Source organism: Ramlibacter sp. (genome assembly GCF_035627355.1).
In the GTDB taxonomy this organism is placed as follows: Bacteria; Pseudomonadota; Gammaproteobacteria; order Burkholderiales; family Burkholderiaceae_C; genus Ramlibacter.
In genome coordinates, this window is the sequence record NZ_DASPLW010000050.1 from 25,678 (window position 1) to 48,752 (window position 23,075).

22 protein-coding genes are annotated in these 23,075 nt (G+C 72.0%); 10 read left to right on the forward strand and 12 right to left on the reverse strand.

The window, feature by feature from the left end:
• The first annotated feature begins 145 nt into the window (after positions 1-145).
• Positions 146-337, forward strand: a complete 192-nt coding sequence (locus VEC03_RS12760; protein WP_324915761.1) for a CopG family transcriptional regulator — start codon at positions 146-148, stop codon at positions 335-337.
• Between the two features lie 34 nt (positions 338-371).
• Here the strand turns inward: VEC03_RS12760 and VEC03_RS12765 are convergent, their stop codons facing one another.
• From VEC03_RS12765 to mutL, 4 genes are read right to left on the reverse strand one after another with little or no spacing between them, the layout of a single operon-like run.
• Positions 372-1,025 (reverse strand): ABC transporter ATP-binding protein, encoded by a 654-nt coding sequence (locus VEC03_RS12765; protein ID WP_324915763.1) that lies wholly within the window; start codon positions 1,023-1,025, stop codon positions 372-374.
• Positions 1,022-1,951 (reverse strand): tRNA (adenosine(37)-N6)-dimethylallyltransferase MiaA, encoded by a 930-nt coding sequence (gene miaA, locus VEC03_RS12770; protein WP_324915765.1) that lies wholly within the window; start codon positions 1,949-1,951, stop codon positions 1,022-1,024. Before miaA ends, VEC03_RS12765 begins: the two co-directional genes overlap by 4 nt.
• 43 nt (positions 1,952-1,994) lie before the next feature.
• Positions 1,995-2,840, reverse strand: coding sequence for an alpha/beta hydrolase (locus VEC03_RS12775; protein ID WP_324915767.1), 846 nt, complete (start codon positions 2,838-2,840; stop codon positions 1,995-1,997).
• Between the two features lie 40 nt (positions 2,841-2,880).
• Complete coding sequence (gene mutL, locus VEC03_RS12780) at positions 2,881-4,752, reverse strand: DNA mismatch repair endonuclease MutL (protein ID WP_324915769.1); 1,872 nt, start codon at positions 4,750-4,752, stop codon at positions 2,881-2,883.
• 28 nt (positions 4,753-4,780) lie between these two features.
• Between mutL and VEC03_RS12785 the strand changes: the two genes are divergently transcribed.
• Positions 4,781-5,425, forward strand: coding sequence for a DedA family protein (locus VEC03_RS12785; RefSeq protein WP_324915771.1), 645 nt, complete (start codon positions 4,781-4,783; stop codon positions 5,423-5,425).
• An 8-nt stretch (positions 5,426-5,433) separates the two neighbouring features.
• Here VEC03_RS12785 and VEC03_RS12790 read toward each other — a convergent pair whose 3' ends face one another.
• The gene (locus VEC03_RS12790; RefSeq protein WP_324915773.1) at positions 5,434-5,979 is read right to left on the reverse strand and encodes a PAS and helix-turn-helix domain-containing protein; all 546 of its coding nucleotides are present in this window, start codon (positions 5,977-5,979) and stop codon (positions 5,434-5,436) included.
• 101 nt (positions 5,980-6,080) lie between these two features.
• On the opposite strand from VEC03_RS12790, the gene VEC03_RS12795 reads away from it, so the two are divergent.
• The 3 genes from VEC03_RS12795 (at position 6,081) to VEC03_RS12805 (ending at position 8,172) form a co-directional block, all read left to right on the forward strand.
• The gene (locus tag VEC03_RS12795) at positions 6,081-6,779 is read left to right on the forward strand and encodes a CoA transferase subunit A (protein WP_324915775.1); all 699 of its coding nucleotides are present in this window, start codon (positions 6,081-6,083) and stop codon (positions 6,777-6,779) included.
• A gap of 59 nt (positions 6,780-6,838) precedes the next feature.
• Positions 6,839-7,477, forward strand: coding sequence for a 3-oxoacid CoA-transferase subunit B (locus VEC03_RS12800; RefSeq protein ID WP_324915777.1), 639 nt, complete (start codon positions 6,839-6,841; stop codon positions 7,475-7,477).
• Between the two features lie 152 nt (positions 7,478-7,629).
• The gene (locus tag VEC03_RS12805) at positions 7,630-8,172 is read left to right on the forward strand and encodes a hypothetical protein (RefSeq protein ID WP_324915779.1); all 543 of its coding nucleotides are present in this window, start codon (positions 7,630-7,632) and stop codon (positions 8,170-8,172) included.
• 12 nt (positions 8,173-8,184) lie between these two features.
• On the opposite strand, the gene VEC03_RS12810 is transcribed toward VEC03_RS12805, so the two are convergent.
• Together VEC03_RS12810 and VEC03_RS12815 are read right to left on the reverse strand one after the other, a co-directional pair.
• On the reverse strand, positions 8,185-8,754 hold the full coding sequence (locus VEC03_RS12810) for a DNA-3-methyladenine glycosylase (protein WP_324915781.1): 570 nt from the start codon (positions 8,752-8,754) through the stop codon (positions 8,185-8,187).
• Positions 8,751-10,583, reverse strand: a complete 1,833-nt coding sequence (locus VEC03_RS12815) for an ABC transporter ATP-binding protein (RefSeq protein ID WP_324915783.1) — start codon at positions 10,581-10,583, stop codon at positions 8,751-8,753. The genes VEC03_RS12810 and VEC03_RS12815 overlap by 4 nt, the downstream gene beginning before the upstream one ends.
• Positions 10,584-10,714: 131 nt before the next feature.
• On the opposite strand from VEC03_RS12815, the gene imuA reads away from it, so the two are divergent.
• The 3 genes from imuA to VEC03_RS12830 are packed head-to-tail and all read left to right on the forward strand — an operon-like array spanning position 10,715 to position 15,972.
• Positions 10,715-11,437, forward strand: coding sequence for a translesion DNA synthesis-associated protein ImuA (gene imuA / locus VEC03_RS12820; RefSeq protein WP_324915785.1), 723 nt, complete (start codon positions 10,715-10,717; stop codon positions 11,435-11,437).
• Positions 11,406-12,692 (forward strand): DNA polymerase Y family protein, encoded by a 1,287-nt coding sequence (locus VEC03_RS12825; protein ID WP_324915787.1) that lies wholly within the window; start codon positions 11,406-11,408, stop codon positions 12,690-12,692. The genes imuA and VEC03_RS12825 overlap by 32 nt, the downstream gene beginning before the upstream one ends.
• Complete coding sequence (locus tag VEC03_RS12830; protein WP_324915788.1) at positions 12,685-15,972, forward strand: error-prone DNA polymerase; 3,288 nt, start codon at positions 12,685-12,687, stop codon at positions 15,970-15,972. Before VEC03_RS12825 ends, VEC03_RS12830 begins: the two co-directional genes overlap by 8 nt.
• Positions 15,973-15,988: 16 nt before the next feature.
• On the opposite strand, the gene VEC03_RS12835 is transcribed toward VEC03_RS12830, so the two are convergent.
• From VEC03_RS12835 to VEC03_RS12850, 4 genes are all read right to left on the reverse strand, one after another.
• Entirely contained in the window at positions 15,989-16,426 is a 438-nt protein-coding gene (locus VEC03_RS12835) for an OsmC family protein (protein WP_324915790.1), read from the reverse strand.
• A 13-nt stretch (positions 16,427-16,439) separates the two neighbouring features.
• Positions 16,440-16,637: a DUF2892 domain-containing protein gene (locus tag VEC03_RS12840; RefSeq protein WP_324915791.1), complete on the reverse strand. Its 198-nt coding sequence runs from the start codon at positions 16,635-16,637 to the stop codon at positions 16,440-16,442.
• Between the two features lie 69 nt (positions 16,638-16,706).
• Entirely contained in the window at positions 16,707-17,366 is a 660-nt protein-coding gene (locus VEC03_RS12845) for a Crp/Fnr family transcriptional regulator (protein WP_324915792.1), read from the reverse strand.
• Between the two features lie 67 nt (positions 17,367-17,433).
• Positions 17,434-18,018, reverse strand: a complete 585-nt coding sequence (locus VEC03_RS12850) for a gamma-glutamylcyclotransferase (protein WP_324915794.1) — start codon at positions 18,016-18,018, stop codon at positions 17,434-17,436.
• Positions 18,019-18,138: 120 nt separating this feature from the next.
• Here VEC03_RS12850 and edd point away from each other — a divergent pair, with 120 nt between their 5' ends.
• Together edd and eda are read left to right on the forward strand one after the other, a co-directional pair.
• A complete protein-coding gene (gene edd, locus VEC03_RS12855) occupies positions 18,139-19,980 on the forward strand; it encodes a phosphogluconate dehydratase (protein WP_324915795.1) in 1,842 nt (613 codons plus the stop codon).
• The gene (gene eda, locus VEC03_RS12860; RefSeq protein WP_324915796.1) at positions 19,971-20,618 is read left to right on the forward strand and encodes a bifunctional 4-hydroxy-2-oxoglutarate aldolase/2-dehydro-3-deoxy-phosphogluconate aldolase; all 648 of its coding nucleotides are present in this window, start codon (positions 19,971-19,973) and stop codon (positions 20,616-20,618) included. The genes edd and eda overlap by 10 nt, the downstream gene beginning before the upstream one ends.
• On the opposite strand, the gene VEC03_RS12865 is transcribed toward eda, so the two are convergent.
• Entirely contained in the window at positions 20,615-23,002 is a 2,388-nt protein-coding gene (locus VEC03_RS12865) for a PAS domain S-box protein (protein ID WP_324915797.1), read from the reverse strand. The genes eda and VEC03_RS12865 overlap by 4 nt on opposite strands.
• Between the last annotated feature and the right edge of the window lie 73 nt (positions 23,003-23,075).

Consider the following 23,075-nt stretch of genomic DNA (forward strand, 5'->3'; position numbering starts at 1 on the left):
GTGCGCAGCGGCCTGTCCGCGGGCGGCCGGGCCTGCCGATGCCGGCCGGAAAACCCGTACCGCCAGCAGACGCCCCGACGGGCGGCCCCATGGCTCGCCGCCTGCGTGTTTACAATTCCCCGGCACTTGCGCACCGTGTCCTTCCATGGAGAACAAGACCGCCCGGCTCACCGTTCTGATCGACCCCGCCCGGAAGGCTGCGTTCGAGAAGCTGTGCTATTCGCAGGACATGACGCCTTCGCAGGTCATGCGCCGCCTGGTGCGGGAGTTCATGGAGCAGCACGAGGCGGCGCCCAGGCCGGCCGCCGTGCGCAAGACCGCGGTCCGCAGGCGCTAAGCCTGCCTCGCCGCTGCGGCCATCGCCGCACCCCTCACGCCATGCCATCCGCCCGCAGGTGCAGCACCCGGTCGGCGCGCGCCGCCGCCGTGGCCGAGTGAGTCACCAGCAGCAGGGCCGCCTGTTCGGACCGCGTCTGCGCGATCAACTGGTCCATTACCTGTTCGGCGGTCTTCGGGTCCAGGTTGCCGGTGGGTTCGTCGGCCAGCAGCAGCGGCGGCGCATGCACCAGCGCGCGGGCGATCGCCACCCGCTGCAACTGGCCGCCACTGAGCTGCTGGGGCAGCCGGTCGCCGAGGCCACCCAGTCCCACCGCCTGCAGCATGGCCTCGACCCGCTGCGGGTCGGGCCGGTCCAGCAGCATCAGGGGCAGGGCCACGTTCTGCGCCACGTCCAGGTGCGGCAGCACGTGGAAGGCCTGGAACACGAAGCCCACGTGGCTGCGCCGCAGCCGCGCGCGCTGCGATTCGTCCAGCGTGCCGAGGTCGTGGCCATCGAGCACGATACGCCCCTCGTCCCAGTGGTCCAGTCCCGCCAGGCAGTTGAGCAGGGTGGATTTGCCCACCCCCGACTCGCCGACGATGGCGACGAACTCGCCGCGCCCGACCTGCAGCGAGACGTGCCGGAACACGTCGACGCTGCCGTAGCGCTTGCCGAGGTCGTGCACGGCCACCACCGGCGCGCTCAAGACAGGGCCTCCCGGGCGGCCTGCAGCACCTGCGCCTGCGCGTCGGGTGCGTCGCAGGCGATCACGCGCCGCTGCATGGATCGCAGCCAGGTGAGCTGCCGCTTGGCCAGCTGGCGGGTGGCGAAGATGCCGCGCTCGCGCAGTTCGGCCGCCGGCCAGCCTTCGTCCAGCGCCTGCCAGGCCTGCCGGTAGCCGACCGAGCGCATGCTCGGCAGGTTGGCGTGCAGGTCGCCGCGGGCGCGCAGCGAGCGCACCTCGTCGAGGAAGCCCTGCGCCAGCATGGCGTCGAAGCGCCGCGCGATGCGCTCGTGCAGCCAGGCCCGCTCGCGAGGCTCCAGCGAGAGCAGCGCCATCGGTTGCAACCCGCCGCTGCGCGCGCTGCCATGGAAATCGCTGAGGGGCCGCCCCGAGCTGCGCCACACCTCCAGCGCGCGCTGGATGCGCTGGGCGTCGTTGGGCGCGAGCCGGGCGGCGGTCGCCGGATCCACCTGCGCCAGCTGTGCATGCAGGGCGGGCCAGCCGTGCTGCGCCGCCTCGGCCTCGATCGCCGCGCGCACCGCCGGATCGGCCGGCGGCATGGCGTCCAGCCCTTCGAAGAGGGCCTTGAAATACAGCATGGTGCCGCCCACCAGCAGCACGATGCGGCCGCGCGCGTGGATCTCGCCGGCCAGGCGCTTCGCGTCGGCTGCGAACTCCGCGGCGCTGTACGGCTGGGCCGGGTCGCGGATGTCGATCAGGTGGTGCGGGACGGCCTCGCGCTGCTCGCGGCTGGGCTTGGCCGTGCCGATGTCCATGCCGCGATAGACCAGCGCCGAGTCGACGCTGACGATCTCGCAGGGAAAGGCGGCGGCCAGCGCCAGGGCCGCATCCGTCTTGCCCGAGGCGGTGGGGCCGGCAAGGGCCAGCAGGCGGGGGGCGGGCTGCATCGGCGGCGAGACTAGCAGAACGCCCCGCCGCGCCGCGCCGGCCTCAGTGCCAGTCGAACAGCTGCCGGATCGCTTCCTGGTAGCGGGCCTGGCCGACCACCATGGAGCTGTGGTGCGAGCCGCCCTCGACCAGCAGGAACAGCTTGCGGCCCTTGGCGGCGTCGTAGAGGCGCTGGCCGAGCTCGGAACGGATCAGGTGGTCGCTGTCGCCGTGCACCACCAGCAGCGGCGAGCCGATCCGGCCGACCTTGGCGATGGACTCGAAGCGCTGCGTGATCAGCGGCCCGATCGGCAGCCAGCCCCACTTGAAGGTGCTGGCCACGTCCGGGATCGAGGTGAAGGTGCCCTCGACGATGGTGCCCTGCTCGTCCGGCACGCGCGCGGCCAGGTCGATGGCGATGGCGCCGCCCAGCGAATGGCCGAACACGTAGCGCGGGCGGTCCGGGTAGCGGGCGGCCAGCCATTCCCAGGCGGCGCGCGCATCCTCGTAGGCCTTCTCTTCCGAAGGCAGGCCGCTGGTGCTCTTGCCGAAGCCCCGGTAGTCGATGGCCAGCACGGAGAAGCCCATGTCGCGCATGCGCCGCATGCGGCCGGCCGAGCCCTCCACGTTCCAGCGCGCGCCGTGCAGGTACAGCAGCACGGGGGTGTCCGGCCTGGCGTCCTCGGCCTCGATCCACAGGGCATGAAGCTTGGCGTTCTCTCCCGTGACGCTGGAGGGGAACTCGATCCAGACGTGGTCCATGCCCTCCGCGTAGCTGGCGCTGCCGCCCCAGGCGCGGTCGCTGGGCTGGAAGATCCATTCGCGCTGCTTTTCGTCGAGGGTGGAACAGCCCACCGACAGCACGATGGCCATCAGGACGGAAAGGAAGGCGAGCAGTCGGCGCGTCATGAGGATGGGCTGGAGTCCCGTGGCGCGGCGGAAGTTCCCTTCATCGTCCCCGCAGGAACAGCGAATCGAGCTCCCGCAGCGACAGCTGGCGCCAGGTCGGTCGCCCGTGGTTGCACTGGTCGGAGCGTTCGGTGGCTTCCATCTGCCGCAGCAGCGCGTTCATTTCCTCCAGCGTGAGCTGTCGGTTTGCGCGCACCGCGCCGTGGCACGCCATGGTAGCCAGCAGCTCGTTGCGTGCGCGCTGCACCACCGTGCTGGAGTCGTGCTGGCCGAGCTCCGCGAGCACCGAGCGCGCCAGTTCGACCGGGTCGCCGTGGGCGAGGGTGGTCGGCACGGCCCGCACCGCCAGCGTCCTGGCCGAGAAGGGCGTGATCTCCAGGCCCAGGGTGTGCAGGGCCTGCACCGCCGATTCGGCCGTGGCCACTTCCTGCGGCGTGGCGGCGAAGGTGGCCGGGATCAGCAGCGGCTGGCTGGCCAGCGCCGTACCCTCGCCATCGCCCATCTGCGCCTTCAGGCGCTCGTAGACGATGCGCTCGTGGGCCGCGTGCATGTCGACGATCACCAGGCCGTGGCGGTTCTCGGCCAGGATGTAGATGCCCTGCAGCTGCGCAAGGGCGCGGCCCAGGGGCCAGTCGTCGCCAGCGGCATGGAGCGGCGGCGCCTCCGGGGCGATCGGGGCCGTACTGCCGGACCCGGCGGGCGTCGCGGCAGGGGCCGGAGCGGACGCGGGGCCCCACAAGGCCGAGAGGTCCGAGACGCGGTGGCCGGCCGGGCGGTCGAAGTCGAATCGCGGCTGGGCCCAGGCCGGGGTGCCGACGGGCAAGGGCCCATCGGCGGGCCTCACCGCTGCAGGCGCGAGCTCGCCCGCATCGGAGGCGACGGCGTCCGCCTGCGCGGCCCGCGGTGCCGCGAGCGCCGCTTCGACCGCCCGCCGCACCGCCTGGTGCACCTCGCGGCCATCGCGGAAGCGCACCTCGATCTTGGTGGGGTGCACGTTGACGTCGACGCGCGCCGGGTCGATCTCCACGTACAGCGCATAGACCGGCTGCCGGTGGCCGTGCAGCACGTCCTCGTAGGCGCTGCGGGCCGCATGGGTGAGCACCTTGTCGCGCACGAAGCGGCCGTTGACCCAGGCGTACTGCTGGTCGGCCCGCGAGCGCGCGGCGTCGGGGATGCCGGCGCGGCCCGCGATGCGGATCGGCCCGGCCACGTGGTCCACCGCCACGCTGCGGGCGAGGAAGTCCTCGCCCAGCACGTCGGCCAGGCGCTGCTCGCGGCTGCCGGGTCGCCACTGCTCGACCAGCTTGCCCTCGTGCCAGATCGCGAAGCCGACGTCGGGCCGCGCCAGCGCGTGCCGCCGCACCGCCTCGATGCAGTGGGCCAGCTCGGTGGCGTCGGTCTTGAGGAACTTGCGGCGCGCCGGCGTGCTGAAGAACAGCTCCTTGACCTCCACCGTGGTGCCGGTGGCGCGGGCCGCGGGCCGCAGCTCGCCGCTGCGCGCGTCCAGCAGCCAGGCGTTGGCCTGCCCGGCGCAGCGCGAGACCAGGCTCAACTCGGAAACGGAGGCGATTGCGGCCAGCGCCTCGCCGCGGAAACCCATGGTGCCCACCGACTCCAGGTCGGCCAGGCTGCCGATCTTGCTGGTGGCGTGCCGGCGCAACGCGACCGGCAACTCTTCCCGCGGGATGCCGCCGCCGTCGTCCTCCACGCTCACCAGGCGCACGCCACCGGCGAGCAGCCGCACGGTGACCTGGGTGGCGCCGGCGTCCAGCGCGTTGTCGACCAACTCGCGCACCACCGAGGCGGGCCGCTCCACGACTTCGCCGGCGGCGATCTGGCTGACCAGCTCGTCGGGCAGTTCCCGGATGGGCCGGCGATGGTCCGAATGGAGCACGGCGTTCACGGCGGGCATTCTAGGTGCGGGGCCGATAATCGCCGCCATGGAATACGTGGCCTTCCTGGTCGACTTCATCCTGCACGTCGACGTGCACCTCGAAGCCTTCGTGCGCGCCTACGGCCTGTGGGTCTATGCGCTGCTGTTCCTGATCATCTTCGTCGAGACCGGTGTCGTGGTCATGCCCTTCCTGCCCGGCGACTCGCTGCTGTTCGTGGCCGGCGCGCTGTGCGGCCTCGGGTTCATGGACTACACGGCGACCTGCGCCGTGATGCTGGCCGCCGCCATCCTGGGCGACCAGTCCAACTACACGATAGGGCGCTACTTCGGGCCCAAGGTGTTCCGCTGGGAGCACTCCCGCTGGTTCAACAAGGCTGCGTTCGACCAGGCCCATGCCTTCTACGAGAAGTACGGCGGCATCACCATCATCGTGGCCCGCTTCGCGCCCTTCCTGCGCACCTTCGCGCCCTTCGTGGCCGGGGTGGCCGCGATGACGCGCACCAAGTTCAGCACCTACAACGTGGCCGGCGGCGTGCTGTGGGTGATGGGCATCGTCACCGCCGGCTACTTCCTGGGCGGGCTGCCCTGGGTGAAGGCCCACCTGGACAAGATCATCTGGGCGATGATCCTGGTTCCGGGGGTGATCGTCATCGCCGGGGCCTGGCGGGCGAAGCGGGCGGCGGTCGCCTGAATTCGGGCCTAGTGGCCCGCCGTCAGCTTGTGCACCAGGTCCGCGGTGGTGTTGGCCTTGTACTTTCGCATCAACCGCGCCCGGTAGATCTCCACCGTGCGGTGGCTGATCTCCAGCGTCTTGCCGATTTCCTTGGACGTCATGCCGTCCAGCAGGCGGGCCGCGACCTCGCGCTCGCGCGCCGTGAGTTCGGCCTTGACCGGCCGCTGCGCGCTCAGGTCCTCGAACGACCAGATGCCGGCCGCGTGCGGCGCCTCGCGGTTGAGCGCGCGGCCGGTGACGTGGCACCAGAACACCTCGCCGCTGGCCCGCTTCATGATGCGGTCGTCCGAGTAGTGGCCTTTCGCATTCAGGATGGGCGCCATGCGCGCGCCCAGGCGCTCGTATTCGTCCGCGCTGGGGTACAGCGTCAGGAAGGACTGGCCGATCAGCACCTCGCGCGAGTAGCCGAACATCTCGCACAGGTGCCGGTTGCAGTCGACGATGGAGCGGTTGCGCGACAGGCAAAGCCCCACCGGGGCCATGTCGAACGCAAGCCGATAATCGACATCCATACCGGGTTGACCTTTACGAGATACTACGTAGCAATCTAAGTAGTATCGTAACCCGGTTCGCCCGCAGCCCAGCCGGGCGATTTCCGCAGCAGGAGACCCTCGTGAACAAGCTCTATCCCAACGCCGCCGCGGCCCTGGACGGCGTGGTGCGCAGCGGCCAGCTGATGGCCGTCGGCGGCTTCGGCCTTTGCGGCATCCCGGAAGCCCTGATCGAAGCCCTGCGCGACAGCGGCGTGAAGGACCTCACCGTCATCTCCAACAACGCCGGCGTCGACGGCTTCGGCTTGGGCAAGCTGCTGGAGACGCGCCAGATCCGCAAGATGATCTCCAGCTACGTGGGCGAGAACAAGGAGTTCGAGCGCCAGTACCTGGCCGGCGAACTGGAGCTGGAATTCACGCCCCAGGGCACGCTGGCCGAGAAGCTGCGCGCCGGCGGCGCCGGCATCCCGGCCTTCTTCACCAAGACCGGCGTGGGCACCATCGTGGCCGAAGGCAAGGAACTGCGCGAGTTCGACGGCGAGACCTACGTCATGGAGCGCTCGCTGGTGCCCGACGTGGCCCTGGTCAAGGCCGACGTGGCCGACACCAGCGGCAACCTGCGCTTCCGCCTGACGGCGCGCAACTTCAACCCGGCCGTGGCGATGGCCGGCAAGGTCTGCATCGTCGAGGTGGAAAAGGTCGTCGAGGTGGGCGAGCTGGCCCCGGACGACGTGCACCTGCCCGGCATCTACGTGCACCGCATCGTGCACAACCCGAACCCCGAGAAGCGCATCGAGAAGCGCACCACCCGGCCCGCGTGATGGAAGTGACCTCGGGGACAGATCTTCAGCCCTGTCCCCGACCGACTAGGAGATAGAACATGCCCTGGACCCAAGACCAGATGGCCGCGCGCGCGGCGCAGGAACTCGAGGACGGCTTCTACGTCAACCTCGGCATCGGCATCCCGACCTTGGTGGCCAACTTCACCGGCGACAAGGAGGTGTGGCTGCAGTCGGAGAACGGCATGCTGGGCATCGGCCCGTTCCCGACCGAGGACGAGGTCGACGCCGACCTGATCAACGCCGGCAAGCAGACCGTCACCACGCTGAAGGGCTCGTCCATCTTCGGCAGCCACGACAGCTTCGCGATGATCCGCGGCGGCAAGATCAACCTGTCCATCCTGGGCGCCATGCAGGTCAGCGAGAAGGGCGACCTGGCCAACTGGATGATCCCCGGCAAGATGGTCAAGGGCATGGGCGGCGCCATGGACCTGGTGGCCGGCGTCAAGCGCGTGATCGTGCTGATGGAGCACGTCGCAAAGAAGAAGGACGGCAGCGAGGACCTCAAGATCCTGCCGAGCTGCACCCTGCCCCTGACCGGCGTCGGCGTGGTCGACCGCATCATCACCGACCTGGCGGTGATGGACGTCACGCCCGAGGGCCTGAAGGTGGTCGAGCTCGCGCCCGGCGTGAGCTTCGAGCAGGTGCAGGCCAAGACCGGGGTCAAGCTGCTGCACTAGCGTCGCGTTCCGTCAGCAACAAGACTAACATCTCGCAACCCGCTGCCAGCGCCCGCTGACAGCGGGTCGTCGCTTTGGCTGGCTTGCTCAGCGTTGGGCTGGCTGGACCATGGGCCGCGAGGTGCCGGTGGCGGCATCGCGGGAGGTGAGCGATGGAACTTCGATCGGTTGTCCTGGGGGCCGTCGCGGCATTCGCCGCCGTCCCGGCCCTGGCCTGCTACACGGTCTACGACGCCCGGGGCAGCATCGTCTACCAGGCGCAGCAAGCGCCCGTGGACATGAGCCGCCCGCTGCACGAGACGATGCCGCGCGCCTTCCCGGGCGGCCACCTGGTGTTCGGCGATTCGCTCGACTGCCAGCAGCAGTCGCCCTCGCAGACCTTCCTGCGCGCCGTCAGCGACGGCAGCCCGCCGCTGCTCACCGACGAGCGCAGCGCGCGCGCCCTGGGGCAGCCCTACACCGTCGTCGGCCAGGACATCGCGCTGGTGCACGACCGGCCGGCGGACATGCGCCCGGGCGTGGTGCTGGCCGGATCGGAGCCGGACACGCGGGCCATGGGGGCCGGGCCGGCAGCGCCGTCCGGCGCCACGCTGGGGACCCTGATGCGGCCCGCGCCGCGCGGCGACCGGCCCCGGATGTACCAAGCGCCGCTGCAGTCGCCCGCATCGCCCAGGCCCGACGGCTCCCGGCGCTGATCGGCTGGCGACTCAGAACCGCCGGCTCAGGTAGCGCGAGCCCTTCAGCCCGAAGCGCCAGGGCACGTCGACCGCCTTGCTGATCCCGATGCGGGGGCCGGCGATGACCTCGATCGCCGCCCCGTCGTCGGCGGCGAGCACCTGGAACGGCGCGCGATCGAGGCGGTGACCGTTCATGGCGTGCGTGATGGCCAGCGCCTGGCCCAGCTTGCCGGGGCCGGAGCACAGCAGGCGGTCCTCGTGCAGGCCGCGCCGCTCGCGCATGGTCTCGAGCCCGTGGGTGGGCTCCAGCGCGCGGATCAGCACCCCGGCGCCATGGCCGGCCTCGCGGCAGACGAAGTTCAGGCACCAGTGGATGCCGTAGGAGCGGTAGACGTAGGCGCGGCCTGGCGGTCCGAACATGGAGGCGTTGCGCGTGGTCGGGCCGGAAAAGGCGTGCGAGGCCGGGTCCTCGCGGTCGTAGGCCTCGGTCTCGACGATGCGCCCGCCGACCCCGTCGATCAGCAGCGTGGCGCCGATCAGCGCCTGCGCCACCACGTGCGAATCGGCCTCGAAATCGATCGCCTGCAGCGGTCGGGTCATTCGGTGCTCTCTCCCAAAAAGCCGCCGCTCTGGTGCGCCCACAGGCGCGCATACAGGCCGCCCTGCGCCAGCAGGCTGCGGTGGTCGCCTTCCTCCACGATGCGGCCCTGGTCCATCACCACCAGCCGGTCCATCGCAGCGATGGTGGACAGGCGGTGCGCGATGGCGATCACGGTCTTGCCCTGCATCAGCTCGTCGAGGCTGGCCTGGATCGCGACCTCCACCTCCGAGTCGAGCGCGCTGGTGGCCTCGTCGAGCAGCAGGATGGGCGCGTCCTTGAGCATCACGCGCGCGATCGCGATGCGCTGGCGCTGGCCGCCGGAGAGCTTGACCCCGCGCTCGCCGACGTGCGCGTCGTAGCCCTTGCGGCCGTGCCGGTCGGACAGGCCCTGGACGAACTCGTGCGCGTGCGCGCGCCGGGCCGCCATCAGCATCTCCTCCTCGCTGGCGCCGGGGCGGCCGTACAGGATGTTGTCGCGCACCGAGCGGTGCAGCAGCGAGGTGTCCTGCGTCACCATGCCGATGTGGCTGCGCAGGCTGTCCTGCGTGACCTGCGAGATGTCCTGGCCGTCGATCAGGATGCGCCCGCCGTCAACGTCGTAGAAACGCAGCAGCAGGTTGACCAGCGTCGACTTGCCGGCGCCGGAGCGGCCGATCAGGCCGATCTTCTCGCCCGGCCGCACGACGAGGTCGAAGTCGGCGATCACCGGCTCGGGCTTGCCGTAGCCGAAGCGCACGCGCTCGAACACCACCTCGCCGCGCGTCACCTGCAGCGGCCTGGCATCGGGGCGGTCGACCACCGCCGGCGGCCGCGTCAGCGTGGCCATGCCGTCCTGCACCGTGCCCACGTTCTCGAACAGCGAGGCCATCTCCCACATGATCCAGTGCGACATGCCGCTGATGCGCAGGCCCATCGCGGCCACCGCCGCCACCGCGCCGGGGCCGACCTGCTCCTGCGACCACAGCTGCAGCGCGTAGCCGGTGGCCCCCAGGATCAGGCCGACCACCAGCGCGTGGTTGACGATCTCGAAGGCGCTGACCAGCCGCATCTGGCGGTAGCCGGTGGTCATGAACTCGTGCATGGCCGCGCGGGCGAAGCCGGCCTCGCGCTGGGTGTGCGAGAACAGCTTGACGGTGGAGATGTTGGTGTAGGCGTCGGTGATGCGCCCGGTCATCATGGCCCGCGCGTCGGCCTGCGCCTTGCCGATGCGGCCCAGCCGCGGCACGAAGTACCAGACCGACACGCCGTAGCAGGCCAGCCAGGCCAGGAAGGGCAGCATCAGGCGAGGGTCGAAGTGGCCGGCCAGCGCCACGATGGTGATGAAGTAGATGCCGATGCCGATGATCACCTCGGTGGTGGTGAACACCATCTCGCGCACCGCCAGCCCGGTCTGCATCACCTTGGTGGTGATGCGGCCGGCGAACTCGTCGGCGTAGAAGGCCAGGCTCTGGCCCAGCATCAGGCGGTGGAAGTTCCAGCGCAGCCGCAGCGGGAAGTTGATCGCCAGCGTCTGGTGCTTGACGATGGCCTGCAGCGCGACCAGCACGATGCTGGCCAGCAGCACGGCGCCCAGCAGCTGGAGCAGGAGGCCGTAGTCGGCCCACAGGCGCTGCGGCGGCACCACGCCCAGCCAGTCGACGATGCGGCCCAGCATCCAGAACAGCAGCGCCTCGTAGGCCGAGACGCAGGCGCTCAGCAGCGCCAGCCAGCCAATGTAGCCGCGCAGGCCGGCCGTGCAGGCCCAGACGAAGGAAACGAAGCCCGTGGGCGGCAGCGCCGGCTCGGCTTCGGGATAGGGATGGAGGAGTTTTTCGAAGCGGCGGAACAAGGGGGCAAGGATGCCACGGAGGCCCCGGCCGACAGCGCGACAGGGGCGGGGAGTGGCAGACGCGGGCTCCAGTTTACTGTATAAATAACCAGCCTTTTCCTTGCCCCGATTTCCCGAACCCCGACCCACCCATGCAGCCCGCTGCAGCCCTGGCTGTCCCCGATGTCTGGCGCGTGCAGGACCTCGCGCCGGAGGCCTGCGCGCTGCCCAGCGGGCACGCCGCGCTGGACCGGCAGCTGCCCGGCGGCGGCTGGCCGGTGGGCAGCCTGGTCGAGCTGATCGAACCGCGCCCGCACCGGCCGGTCTGGCAGCTGGTGCTGCCGGCGCTGGCTCGGCTGACCCGCGAGCAGCCCGGCCCGGTCGCGCTGGTCGGCGCGCCGCACCCGCCGTTCGGCCCGGCGCTGGCGGCTCAGGGCCTGGCCGCCGACCGCCTGCTGTGGATCCGCACCGATGCCGCCGCCGCCCGCCTGTGGGCGGCCGAGCAGGCGCTGCGCTGCGCCGACGTGCTGGGCCTGCTGGCCTGGCTGCCGCAGGCGCGCCCGCAGGAGCTGCGCCGCCTGCACCTGGCGGCGCGCCGGCACCGCAAGCTGCTGTTCGTGCTGCGCGGCCCGGACGCGCAGCGCCAGGCCAGCCCGGCGCCGCTGCGGCTGCTGCTGGACGGGGTGGACGAACTGCAGCTGCGCATCCTCAAGCGCAAGGGCCCGCCGCTGGACGAGCCGATCGCGCTGCCGGCGCTGCCGGCCCGCCTGCAGGCCCTGCTGGACTCGCGCCGCCGCGGTGCGCCGGGCGCACCCATCCCCCAACCCGAGCACAGGAGATCGCATGTACTGGATCGCCTTGTCACCGTCCCTTGACGGCGAGCGCCTCGCCTGGACCTGGTGGGCCCTGCGCTTCACCCCGCGCGTGGTGCGGGTGGAGGAAGCCATCCTGCTGGAGGTCTCGGCCAGCCTGCGGCTGTTCGGCGGCCGCCGCGGGCTGCTGCAGCTGCTGCTGAAGTCCCGCACCGACCTGCAGCCGCCGTGCTGGGCGGCCGGGCCGACCTCGCTGGTGGCGCTGGCGCTGCTGCGCTGCAAGCGGCTGTCGCAAGCGGCGCCCGCGCGCATCCCCGACGAGCTGCCGCTGGAACTGCTGGACGCCGCCGTCCCGCACGTGCCGCTGCTGGAGCGCACCGGCATCCGCACCTGGGGCCAGTTGCGCGCGTTGCCGCGCGGCGGCCTGTCGCGCCGCTTCGGCGCCGAGCTGCTGGCGGCGCTGGACGCGGCCTGGGGCGAGCGTCCCGAGCAGTACCGCTGGGAGGTGCTGCCCGAAGCCTTCGACCTCGATGTGGAACTGGCCTGCCTGGCGACCTCGGCCCCGGAGCTGATGCCGGCCGCCGAACGGCTGCTGGGCCTGCTGCAGCACTGGCTGCAGGCGCGCAACCGCGGCGTGCTGGGACTGGAGCTGGAGTGGACGCTGGACCTGCGCCGCCTCGACGGCGTGGCGCTGCCGCCGAAGGAGCAGCTGCCGGTGCGCACCGCCCGGCCCACGCAGGAGATGGCGCACCTGCGCCGGCTGGTGGGCGAGCAGCTGGCGCGTGCCAAGCTGGCGGCCCCGGCCAACCACCTGCGCCTGCGCTCGCTGGAGACCGTGCCCTGGGCCGGCGCCACCGCCAGCCTGCTGCCGCAGGAGCAGGCCGAGGGCGAGCGGCTGCACCAGCTGGTCGAGCGCCTGTCGGTGCGCCTGGGCGAGGACAGCGTGCTGGTGCCGCAGGCGCAGCAGGACCACCGGCCCGAATGCAAGCAGGGCTGGCGCCCGGCCAAGGCCCACGACGCCATGCCCTGCGCGGACAGCGACGCCCTCTATCCCACCTGGCTGCTGCCGCAGCCGCTGCGCCTGCGCCTGCAGGGCGAGACGCCGTGCTTCGGCGGCCCGCTGCACCGGCTGGCGCGCCTGTACCGGGTCGAGACGGCGTGGTGGGAGGAAACCGGCCCGACCCTGCGCGACTACTTCATCGCCCGCAGCCCGCAGGCCGGGCTGGTGTGGATCTACCGCGAGCGGCCGCGCCAGCTGGCGCACGGCCTCGCGGAGTCGGGCCGCTTCGCCTGGTACCTGCAGGGCCTGTATGCCTGAGGGCGCCGTCAAGCCCAGGCCGCTGCTGGACGAGGAGCGGCTGCCGCCGGTGCTGGGCAGCGGGCCGGACCTGCTGCCGCGCTACGTCGAGCTGCACTGCCTGAGCAACTTCAGCTTCCAGCGCGGCGCCTCGCATCCGCAGGAGCTGGTGCGGCGTGCGTACGACCTGGGCTACGAGGCGCTGGCCATCACCGACGAATGCTCGGTGGCCGGCGTGGTGCGCGCCTGGTCCGGGCTGCGCGACTACTTCGACTTCATCCGGCGGCTGGAAGAGGCCTATCCGGACCAGCGCCGGCTGCGGCCGTTCCGGCTGCTGTACGGATCGGAGTTCGACTTCGGCGACGGCCGGCTGGTCGCCATCGCGCGCGACCTGGCCGGCTGGGGCGGCCTGTGCGAGTTCATCACCGCGGCGCGCACCGCCGCGCCCAAGGGCCGGTATTCGGTCGGCTGGGAAACCAGCGATCTGCGCCGGCTGCAAGGCTGCGAGATCCTGTTCGCGCCGCAGCGGCCCCAAGGCCAGCGCCTGGACCTCGACGCCTTGTGCCGCCGCCTGCAGGCCCTGCGCGCGCTCTACGGCGACGGCCTGTGGCTGGCCGTCAACCTGCCGCACCGCATCGACGACGACCTCTGGCTGGCCGACCTGCGCGAAGCGGGCGCGCGTACCGGCGTGCCGCTGGTGGCCACCGGCGACGTGCACATGCACGCGCGCTCGCGCAAGCCGCTGCAGGACGCGATCACCGCCGTGCGCCTGGGCAAGGCGGTGGCCGACTGCGGCCTGGAGCTGCAGGGCAATGCCGAGCGCCACCTGCGCCAGCGCAAGCGGCTGGCCGAGCTGTACCCGCGCGAACTGCTGGACGCCACGCTGCAGGTGGCCGGCCGCTGCCGCTTCGAGCTGGCGGAGATCCGCTACGACTACCCGCTGGAGACGGTGCCGCCCGGCCTGACGCCCACCCAGGCGCTGCGCCAGCTCACCTACGAGGGGGCGAAGGAGCGCTATCCGCAGGGCATCCCGCAGCGCGTGGTGGAGCTGCTGGAGAAGGAACTGCCGCTGATCGAGCAGTGCCGCTACGAGATGTTCTTCCTGACGGTGCACGACATCGTGCGCTTCGCCGTCTCCAAGGGCATCCTGTGCCAGGGCCGCGGCTCGGCGGCCAACTCGGTGGTGTGCTTCTGCCTGGGCATCACGGCCATGGACCCGATGCTGTCCAAACCGCTGCTGGAGCGCTTCATCAGCGTGGACCGGCGCAACGAGCCGCCCGACATCGACGTCGACTTCGAGCACGAGCGGCGCGAGGAGGTGATCCAGTACATCTACGGCAAGTACGGCCGCGCGCGCGCCGCCATCGCCGCCGTGGTGATCGGCTACCGCACCCGCAGTGCGATCCGCGACGTCGGCAAGGCGCTGGGCGTGCCCGCGCCGCTGGTCGACGCCTTCGCCAAGGACCACTTCTGGTTCGACGACCGGCTGGCGCCCGAGCGCCTGCGCGAGATGGCGGCGCGCGGCGGCGTGCCGCTGCCGCCGCACCAGGCGGCGCTGTGGCTGGAACTGGCGCGCGAACTCATGGGCTTTCCGCGCCACCTGTCGCAGCACGTGGGCGGCTTCGTGCTGACGCAGACGAAGCTCACGCGCCTCGTGCCGGTGGAGAACGCCGCCATGCCCGACCGTTCCATCATCCAGTGGGACAAGGACGACCTGGAGGACATGGGCCTGATGAAGGTCGACGTGCTGGCGCTGGGCATGCTCAGCGCGGTGCGCCGCTGCATCGACCTGGTGTCGCAGCGGCGCGGCACGCCCTTCACGCGCTACGACATCCCGACCCACGACGAGGCCACCTACGAGATGATCCGGCGCGCCGACACGGTGGGCGTGTTCCAGATCGAGAGCCGCGCCCAGATGTCCATGCTGCCGCGGCTGAAGCCGCGCGAGTTCTACGACCTGGTGGTGCAGGTGGCCATCGTGCGGCCCGGCCCCATCACCGGCGGCATGGTCCACCCGTACCTGAGGGCGCGCGAGCGCAAGGCGAAAGGCGAGGCGATCGAGTACGAGCGCTCGCGCTACGACGGCGCCGAGCCGCGACTGAAGAAGGCACTGGAGCGCACGCTGGGCATCCCGATCTTCCAGGAGCAGGTGATGGAGATCTCCATGCTCGCCGCCGGCTTCACCGCCACCGAGGCCGACGCGCTGCGCCGCGCCATGGCCGCCTGGAAGCGCAAGGGCGGGCTGGAGAAGTTCGAGGCGCGGCTGAAGGGCGGGATGCGCGCCAACGGCTACGGCGCCGAGTTCGCCGACCGCATCTACGAGCAGATCAAGGGCTTCGGCGATTACGGCTTCCCGGAAAGCCACGCCTACAGCTTCGCGCTGCTGGCCTGGTCCAGCAGCTGGCTCAAGTGCCACGAGCCGGCCTGCTTCCTGGCGGCGATGCTGAACTCCCAGCCCATGGGCTTCTACGCGCCCTCGCAGCTGGTGCAGGACGCGCAGCGGCACGGCGTGCCGGTGCTGCCGCCGGACGTGTCGGCCAGCGACTGGGACTGCACGCTGGAGGGCGACCGGGCGCAGCCGGCGGTGCGACTGGGGCTGCGGTTGGTGGGCGGGCTGCGCGAGGAGGCCGCGCGGCGCATCCCGGAAGCCCGCGCGAACGGCCCCTTCGCCGACACCGAGGACCTGGCGCTGCGCGCCCGGCTGGACGTGCAGGACCTGGCCGCACTGGCCGCCGGCGATGCGCTGCAGTCGCTGGCCGGCCACCGTCGCCAGCAGGTGTGGGAAGCCTCGGCCCAGCGCCGCGCGCCCGAGCTGCTGCAGCACGCGCCGATCCGCGAGGAGGCGCTGGCGCTGCCCGCGGCGCACGAGGGCGAGGAGATCGTGTTCGACTACGACTCGCTGGGCCTCACCTTGCGGCGGCACCCGGTCGAGCTGCTGCGGCCCAGGCTCGCGCGCATGCGCTTGCGGGACTCGCGGCAGCTGCAGCAGCTGCCCGATGGCAGCCCCGCCTCGGCCTGCGGCCTGGTCACGGTGCGCCAGCAGCCGTCCACCGCCAACGGCACCATCTTCGTCACGCTGGAAGACGAGACCGGCCCGGTCAACGTGATCGTCTGGAAGAGCGTGCGCGAGCAGCAGCGCGAGGCGCTGATGCATGCCCGCCTGCTGGCCGTGCACGGCACCTGGCAGCGCGACGCGGCCAGCGATGGCCGCGTGTGCCACCTGATCGCCGAGGGGCTGGAGGACCTGACGCCGCTGCTGGGCCGGCTGGGGCGCCGCAGCCGCAGCCGCGACTTCCGCTAGGCCGCGGGTTGCGGCCTCAGCCGCCGACCAGCACCGTCGGCTTCAGCTCGCTGCGCGCCGTCAGCGAGTTGGTGATCAGGCAGACCTTCTTGGCCTTCTCCAGCACGTTGCCGGCCAGGTGCTCCTGGTCGGCGGCGGGGATGCGCAGCGTGGCCACGAAGCGCAGCTCGGTGAAGCGGGTGACGCCCTCGATGCGGTCGAGCACGCCCTGCACGTCCACCTTCAGGTCGGTCCAGGCCAGCTTGGAGGCTCGGGCCACGGCGCGGAACGACAGCAGGTAGCAGTCGGCCGCCGCCGCCAGCAGCAGGGTCTCGGGCGACCAGTAGCCGGGCGGGCCGTCGAACTCCGGCGGTGGGGTGCTCTCCAGCGCCGGCAGCCCGGCCGAGCCGAGCGACACCGTGCCTTCGGCGCCGCCCCGGGCCTGGACGCTGTAGTGGTGCGGGTAGGGGTGCATGGGTGCTTTTCCTTCAGGTCTTTCGATGCAGGGGGCAGGTGTTGATGCCCAGCAACTGGTAGGGCAGGCACCAGCCGACCAGGCCGGTGGCCAGCGGGATGACGCCCAGCCAGCCCCACCAGCCGACGGTGCCTGTGGCGGCGAGGGCGATGAGGACGAGGCCAGCGGCGATGCGCAGGCCCCGGTCCAGGCTGCCGAGATTGGTCTTCATGGTTCGAACTCCTTGCGGTTGGCACGGACCCATTGGACCGGCCGGCCGCCAGCCCGTCGGTGACCTGGGTTACAGACCCTCCGCCTGCCGGCGCAGCGCCGCGCTGTCGACGATGCGGATGCGCTCGCGCGCCAGCTCGATCCAGCCTTCGCGCTCGAAGCGGCGCAGCAGCCGCGTGACGATCTCGCGCACCGTCCCGAGCCGGTCGGCCAGTTCCTGGTGGGTCACGGCGAGTTCCTGTCCCTGCCCGAGGAGCGCGGCGGCCAGCCGGCGATCGAGCTTGTGGAAGGCGATGGCGTCGACCAGCGCGCCGAGGTCCGCCATGCGCTGCGCGAACAGGGCCATCACGTGGTCGCGGAAGGCGGGCAGGTCCAGCCAGCGCCGGAAGGTGCCAGCATCGACCAGCAGCAGCGTGGTCGGCCGGGTAGCCACGCCGTGCGCCGCCAGCGGCTGCGAGCGGAACAGGCAGGCGCTGGACACCAGGCACAGCTCGCCGGGGCCGACGCGGTACAGCTCCATGGAGCGGCCGTCGCCGGAGCGGCGTGCCACGCGCACCTCGCCCTCCAGCACCAGCGGAAAGCCCTTGCAGGGTTCGTGTTCCGTGAACAGCGTGGTGCCGGCCGGGACGCTGGTCGGCGCGAGGCCGGGCGGCAGGCCACCGGCGGCGAGCACCTCGGCCAGGGCCGGGTAGAGCGCGAGGAGCTGGTCCGGGAGAGCGCGGCGGTCCATGTCGTCCCATGGTGCCGCAGGCGGCGGGAAGGGGCTTGAGCGCAGTCAAGCCGGGTGGCTGCGCCGGCTATTCGATCAGCTTGAGCAGGCGTTCGAGATGCCGGTCCCGGATGTTGTGCCGGCGCAGTTCCTCCAGCGTACGGGCCGCGTAGTCGAGGGTGGTGCCGTAGCGGCCGCTGGCGACGCTGAAGATGCGGCGGTACTGCTCCTCGGTGAGCACGCCGGTGTGGTTGGGACTCTTCTTCGAGAGCGTGAAAGCCAGGCCGGTCACCGTGCCGCCGGGCGTGCGGCAGCTGAGCCAGCGCGGGTCGTACACGCCGGTGGGCATCTCGCGCCCCCACAAGGCCGTCAGTACCTCGCTGCCCGCCTCGCGCGGGATGCGGAACACAACGCCCTGGCAGCTGCCGCCGGGCAGCAGCCCGAACACCAGGCCCGGGTTCTCCGGCGTGCCGCGGTTGACGCGGCTCCACATCTTCAGCGCGCGGTGCCAGCCCAGCACGCGGGCCGGGCGGCGCTCGGCGAAGGCGAACTCGGGGTTCCAGATCAGCGAGCCGTAGCCGAAGATCCACAGGTCCTCGCGCCCGCCCCAGTCCGCCAGCGCCTTCTCCAGCATCGGCACTGGGTCGCGCAAGGGTTCCGGCATCAGGCTCATGGAGGGCCACTGTAGCGCGGGCGGCGTTCGCATTCGTAACGACGGGGTCACCGCCCTGCCTGCCGGGTCATGGCTTGGGGGTAGGATGAACCGATCCCCTCCCTCCCGCCCCGCAAGCCCATGCAACTGAATTCCGTGGTGGCCCGGGTCACCGACCGCATCCGCGAGCGCAGCGCAGCCACGCGCGGCGCCTACCTGCAGCAGGTGGACGAGATGGCGGCGCGCGAGCGCGGCAGCGACCGGCTGGGCTGCGCCAACGTCGCCCACGCCATCGCCGCGCTGCCGGCCGACGAGAAGCGCAAGGTCGTCGTGCAGCGCCTGCCCAACATCGGCATCGTCACGGCCTACAACGACGTGATCTCCTCGCATGCGCCGTACGCCCGCTACCCCGACCTGATCAAGGACGAGGCGCGGCGCAACGGCGCCACCTGCCAGGTCGCGGGCGGGGTGCCGGCCATGTGCGACGGTGTCACCCAGGGCACGCCGGCCATGGACCTGTCGCTGTTCTCGCGCGACGTGATCGCCATGGCCACCGCCGTGTCGCTCAGCCACGACGTGTTCGACGCCGCGCTGATGCTGGGCATCTGCGACAAGATCGTGCCCGGCCTGCTGATCGGCGCGCTGCAGTTCGGCCACCTGCCCACCGTGTTCGTGCCGGGCGGGCCCATGCCCAGCGGGCTGTCGAATGCGGAGAAGGCGCACGTGCGCGAACTGGCCGCCCAGGGGCAGGTGGGCCGCGAGGCGCTGATGGACGCCGAGATGAAGGCCTACCACGCGCCGGGCACCTGCACCTTCTACGGCACGGCCAACAGCAACCAGATGCTGATGGAGGCCATGGGCCTGCACGTGCCGGGCGCCGCCTTCATCAACCCCGGCGAGGGGCTGCGCGAGGCGCTCACGCGCGAGGCGGTGCGCACCGTGCTGGGCAACGTCCGCGCGCGCCGCTTCCTGCCGATCGGCCGGCAGGTGGACGAGCGCTGCATCGTCAACGCGATGGCGGCGCTGCTGGCCACCGGCGGCTCGACCAACCACCTGATCCACTGGGTGGCGGTGGCGCGCGCCGCCGGCATCCGGATCGACTGGGACGATTTCGCGCAACTCTCGTCGGTGGTCCCGCTGCTGGCGCGCGTGTACCCCAACGGCCAGGCCGACGTGAACGCGTTCCAGGCCGCCGGCGGGCCGGGCTTCGTGATCCGCGAACTGCTGGACGCCGGGCTGATGCACGAGGACGTGCTGACGGTGCGCGAGGACGGCCTGCGTGCCTACACGCGCGAGCCGGCGATGGAGGCCGGCGCGCTCGCCTGGCGCGACGTCGGACAGACCCGCGACCCGGCGATCCTGCGGCCCGCTGCCGATCCCTTCAGCCCCACCGGCGGCTGCAAGCTGCTCACGGGCAATCTGGGCCGCTGCGTGATCAAGGTGTCGGCGGTGCCCGCCGACCGCCACCTGATCGAGGCGCCGGCCCGCATCTTCGACACCCAGGAAGCGCTGCAGAAGGCCTTCCAGGCCGGCGAGCTGGAGCAGGCCTGCCGGACCAACGGCAGCAACGGGCTGGTGTGCGTGGTGCGCTGGCAGGGGCCGCAGGCCAACGGCATGCCGGAGCTGCACAAGCTCACGCCCACGCTGGCCGTGCTGCAGGGCAAGGGTTACCGCGTCGCGCTGGTCACCGACGGGCGCATGAGCGGCGCCTCCGGCAAGGTGCCCGCGGCCATCCACGTGTCGCCCGAGGCCGCGGCCGGCGGACCGCTGGCCCTGCTGCGCGACGGCGACGTGGTGCGGCTCGATGCCGACGCCGGCCAGCTGCAGGCGCTGGTGCCGCACGAGGAGTGGATGCGGCGCGAGCCGGCCCGCATCGGCGATGCCCAGCGCGCCGCCAATGGCGTCCGGCTGGGGCGCGAGCTGTTCGCGGCGATGCGGCGCAACGCCACCGAAGCGGAGCAGGGGGCCTGCACATGGCTGTGACCCCCGACGGCATGCTCACGGCGCTGGACGTGATGCAGGACGCCGCGGTGATCCCGGTGATCGTGCTGGACGACGTCGCACAGGCGGTGCCGCTGGCGCGCGCCCTGGTGGGCGGCGGCATCCGGATGCTGGAAGTGACGATGCGCACCCCCGCGGCACTGGCCTGCATCGAGGCAATCGCCGCCGAGGTGCCTGCCGCCGTGCCGGGTGCGGGCACGGTGCGCAGCGCGGCCGACGCGCAGGCCGCGGCGGCCGCCGGGGCGCGCTTCGCCGTCAGCCCCGGCTATACGCCCGCGATCGGCCAGGCCTGCCGCGAGCTGGGGCTGCCGCTGCTGCCGGGCGTGGCCACCGGCAGCGAGATCCTGCAGGCGCAGGAAGGCGGCTGGACCGAGCTGAAGTTCTTTCCCGCGCTGCAGGCTGGCGGGGCCGCGATGCTCAAGGCGCTGTCCGGGCCCTTCCACGACGTCCGGTTCTGCCCCACCGGTGGCGTCACGGCCGCGAACGCGCGCGACTTCCTGTCCCTGCCCAACGTGGTGTGCGTCGGCGGCTCCTGGCTGACGCCGGCCGACGCGGTGAAGGCCGGCGACTGGGACCGCATCGCGCAGCTCGCGCGCGAGGCGGCCGCGCTGCGCGGCTAGGGAGCCGGTGCCGAGGCGGCCCCGGCCGCGGCGCGGCGGTCCACCAGCTCGTCGATGGTGCGTACCAGCAGCTCCGGCGCGACCGGCTTGACCAGGTGGCCGTCGAAGCCGGCCTCCGCGGCGCGCTGCTGGTCCGCCGGCTGGCCCCAACCGGTCAGCGCCAGCACGGTCATGCCCTTGCCCCATTCGGTGGCACGCAGCGCCCGGCAGGTGCCGTAGCCGTCCAGCCGCGGCATGCCCAGGTCGAGCACCACGACCTCCGGCCGGAAGGACTCGGCCCGGGCCAGCCCCTCGACGCCGTCGTAGGCCGTGCTGACCTCGTCGCCCATCAGGCGCAGCACCTCGGCCAGCAGGTCGGCCGCATCGCGGTTGTCGTCCACGATCAGCACGCGCCGCCCGGGCACGCCGTGCGCCTGCGCATCGCCGCCGGCGCCCGGCACGGTGACCGGCTCCGCCGGCAGGGGCAGGCGGACGGTGAACTCGCTGCCCTGGCCCAGCCCCGGGCTGTGCGCCTCGACCGAGCCGTGGTGCAGCTCGGCCAGCAGCCTGGCCAGCGGCAGGCCTATGCCCAGGCCGCCGGTGGCCCGCTCCGACTCGCTGCCGCCTTGGTAGAACAGGTCGAACAGGCGCGGCAGCTGGTCGGCCGCAATGCCGACGCCCTGGTCGCGCACCCGCAGCACGGCCGATCCCTCCTCGGTGGCCAGCGTGATCGCGATCGGCCGCCCATCGGCCGAGTAGCGCGCGGCGTTGGTCAGCAGGTTCTGCACAACCTGCACCAGCCGGACCTCGTCGCCGACCAGCCGGATGGGTTCGGACGGCATCTGCAATTCGAGCGGATGCTGGCCGACCTGCAGTTCGCCCTGCACGTTGTCCAGCGCCGATCGCACCACGTCCTGCAGAACGACCGGCCCTAGCCGCAGCTCCAGCTTGCCGCGGCTGATCCGGCTGGCGTCCATCAGGTCGTCGATCATGCGGGCGAGGTGCCCTACCTGGCGGCCGATCACCTCGGCGTGCCGGCTCAGCCGGGCATCGCCCCGGCCGATCAGGCGCAGCAGCTCGGCCGAGGCGCGGATCGGGGCCAGCGGGTTGCGCAGCTCGTGCGCCAGCGTCGCCAGGAATTCGTCCTTGCGGCGGTCGGCCTCGACCAGCGCCGCCTCGGCCCGCTTGCGCGGGGTGATGTTGCGTTGCGTGCCCCAGGCCCGCACCAGCAGGCCGTCCTCGATCACGCCGGAGAAGTTGTTGGCGAACCAGAGCGGCTCGCCGTCCCGCCCATGCTCCAGCGATTCCACCTCGTGCGCCCGATAGCCCGAGCGCACCAGGGCGAGCAGGTAGTCGTGCGCCTGCCGGCTGTCGCCGTCCAGCATCAGTTCCAGCCCATGGCCGACCACGTCGGCCGGCGAGGCCAGGCCGTACATGCGCGCGAAGACGTCGTTGCATTCGGCGAAGCGGCCGTTGTGCAGCAGGGCCTGCACCTGCGCCTCGTGCGGCAGCCGGGTGTCCACCGGCGGCTGGTACTCCATGCGCCAGATGCCTTCGGAGCTGTTGGCCACCAAGGCGCGATAGCGCTCCTCGCTGCGGCGCAGCCGGTCCTCGACCATGCGCCGGTCGTGGATGTCGGTCACCGAGCCGACGAAACCCAAAAATTCGCCGCCGGCGCCCAGCCGTGGACGGCCGGCGTCGATCACCCAGCGCCAGTGGCCGTCGGCGCCGTGCAGCCGGTGCTCCATCGCGAACTCGGCCCGCTCCTCGTTGGCCTTGCGGAAGGTGGCCGCGGCGTGCTCGCGGTCGTCCGGATGCACCATCTCCAGCCAGCCGATGCCGAGCCCGTCGGCCTCCGGCTGGCCGGTGAATTCGGTCCAGCCGCGCGACAGGAAGCTGCAGGAACCATCGGATTCGGTGATCCACAGCATGCCCGGCGCCGCGTCGGCGAACTGGCGCAGCCGCCGATGGACGTCGACCTGCTGGGTGACGTCGATCGTGATCCCGTCGAATCGCGACGCCCCGGGGCCGGGCCGCACGAGCCCGCCGACGGCATGGATCCACTTCAGCATGCCGCCCGGCCCGACGGTGCGGAACACCTCGTCGAACGGCTGGTTCTCCTCGACCGTGCGGTGGATGGACCGGCGCACCCACTCCCGGTCCCGCTCGTCCACCTGCTGCAGGAGCAACGCCATGTCCGGTCGGGCATTGGCCGGAAGGTGGAGGTGCGCGCGGAGGTGGTCGTTCCAGGCCAGTTCGCCCGAAGGCAGCGTCTGGAGCCAGATGCCGATGCCCGAAGCCCGCAGCGCGGCGGCCACCCTGTCGGGCTCGGGCTCGGGCTCGGACTCGGACTCGGACTCGGACTCGGACTCGGACTCGGGCACTGGCGGGTCGGGATCGGGCATTCGGCGCGCTCGGGAACGCGAATGTCGTACTGTGGCGGCAGTCGCGGCTCGGCCGCAAGAACTTTCGGTGACA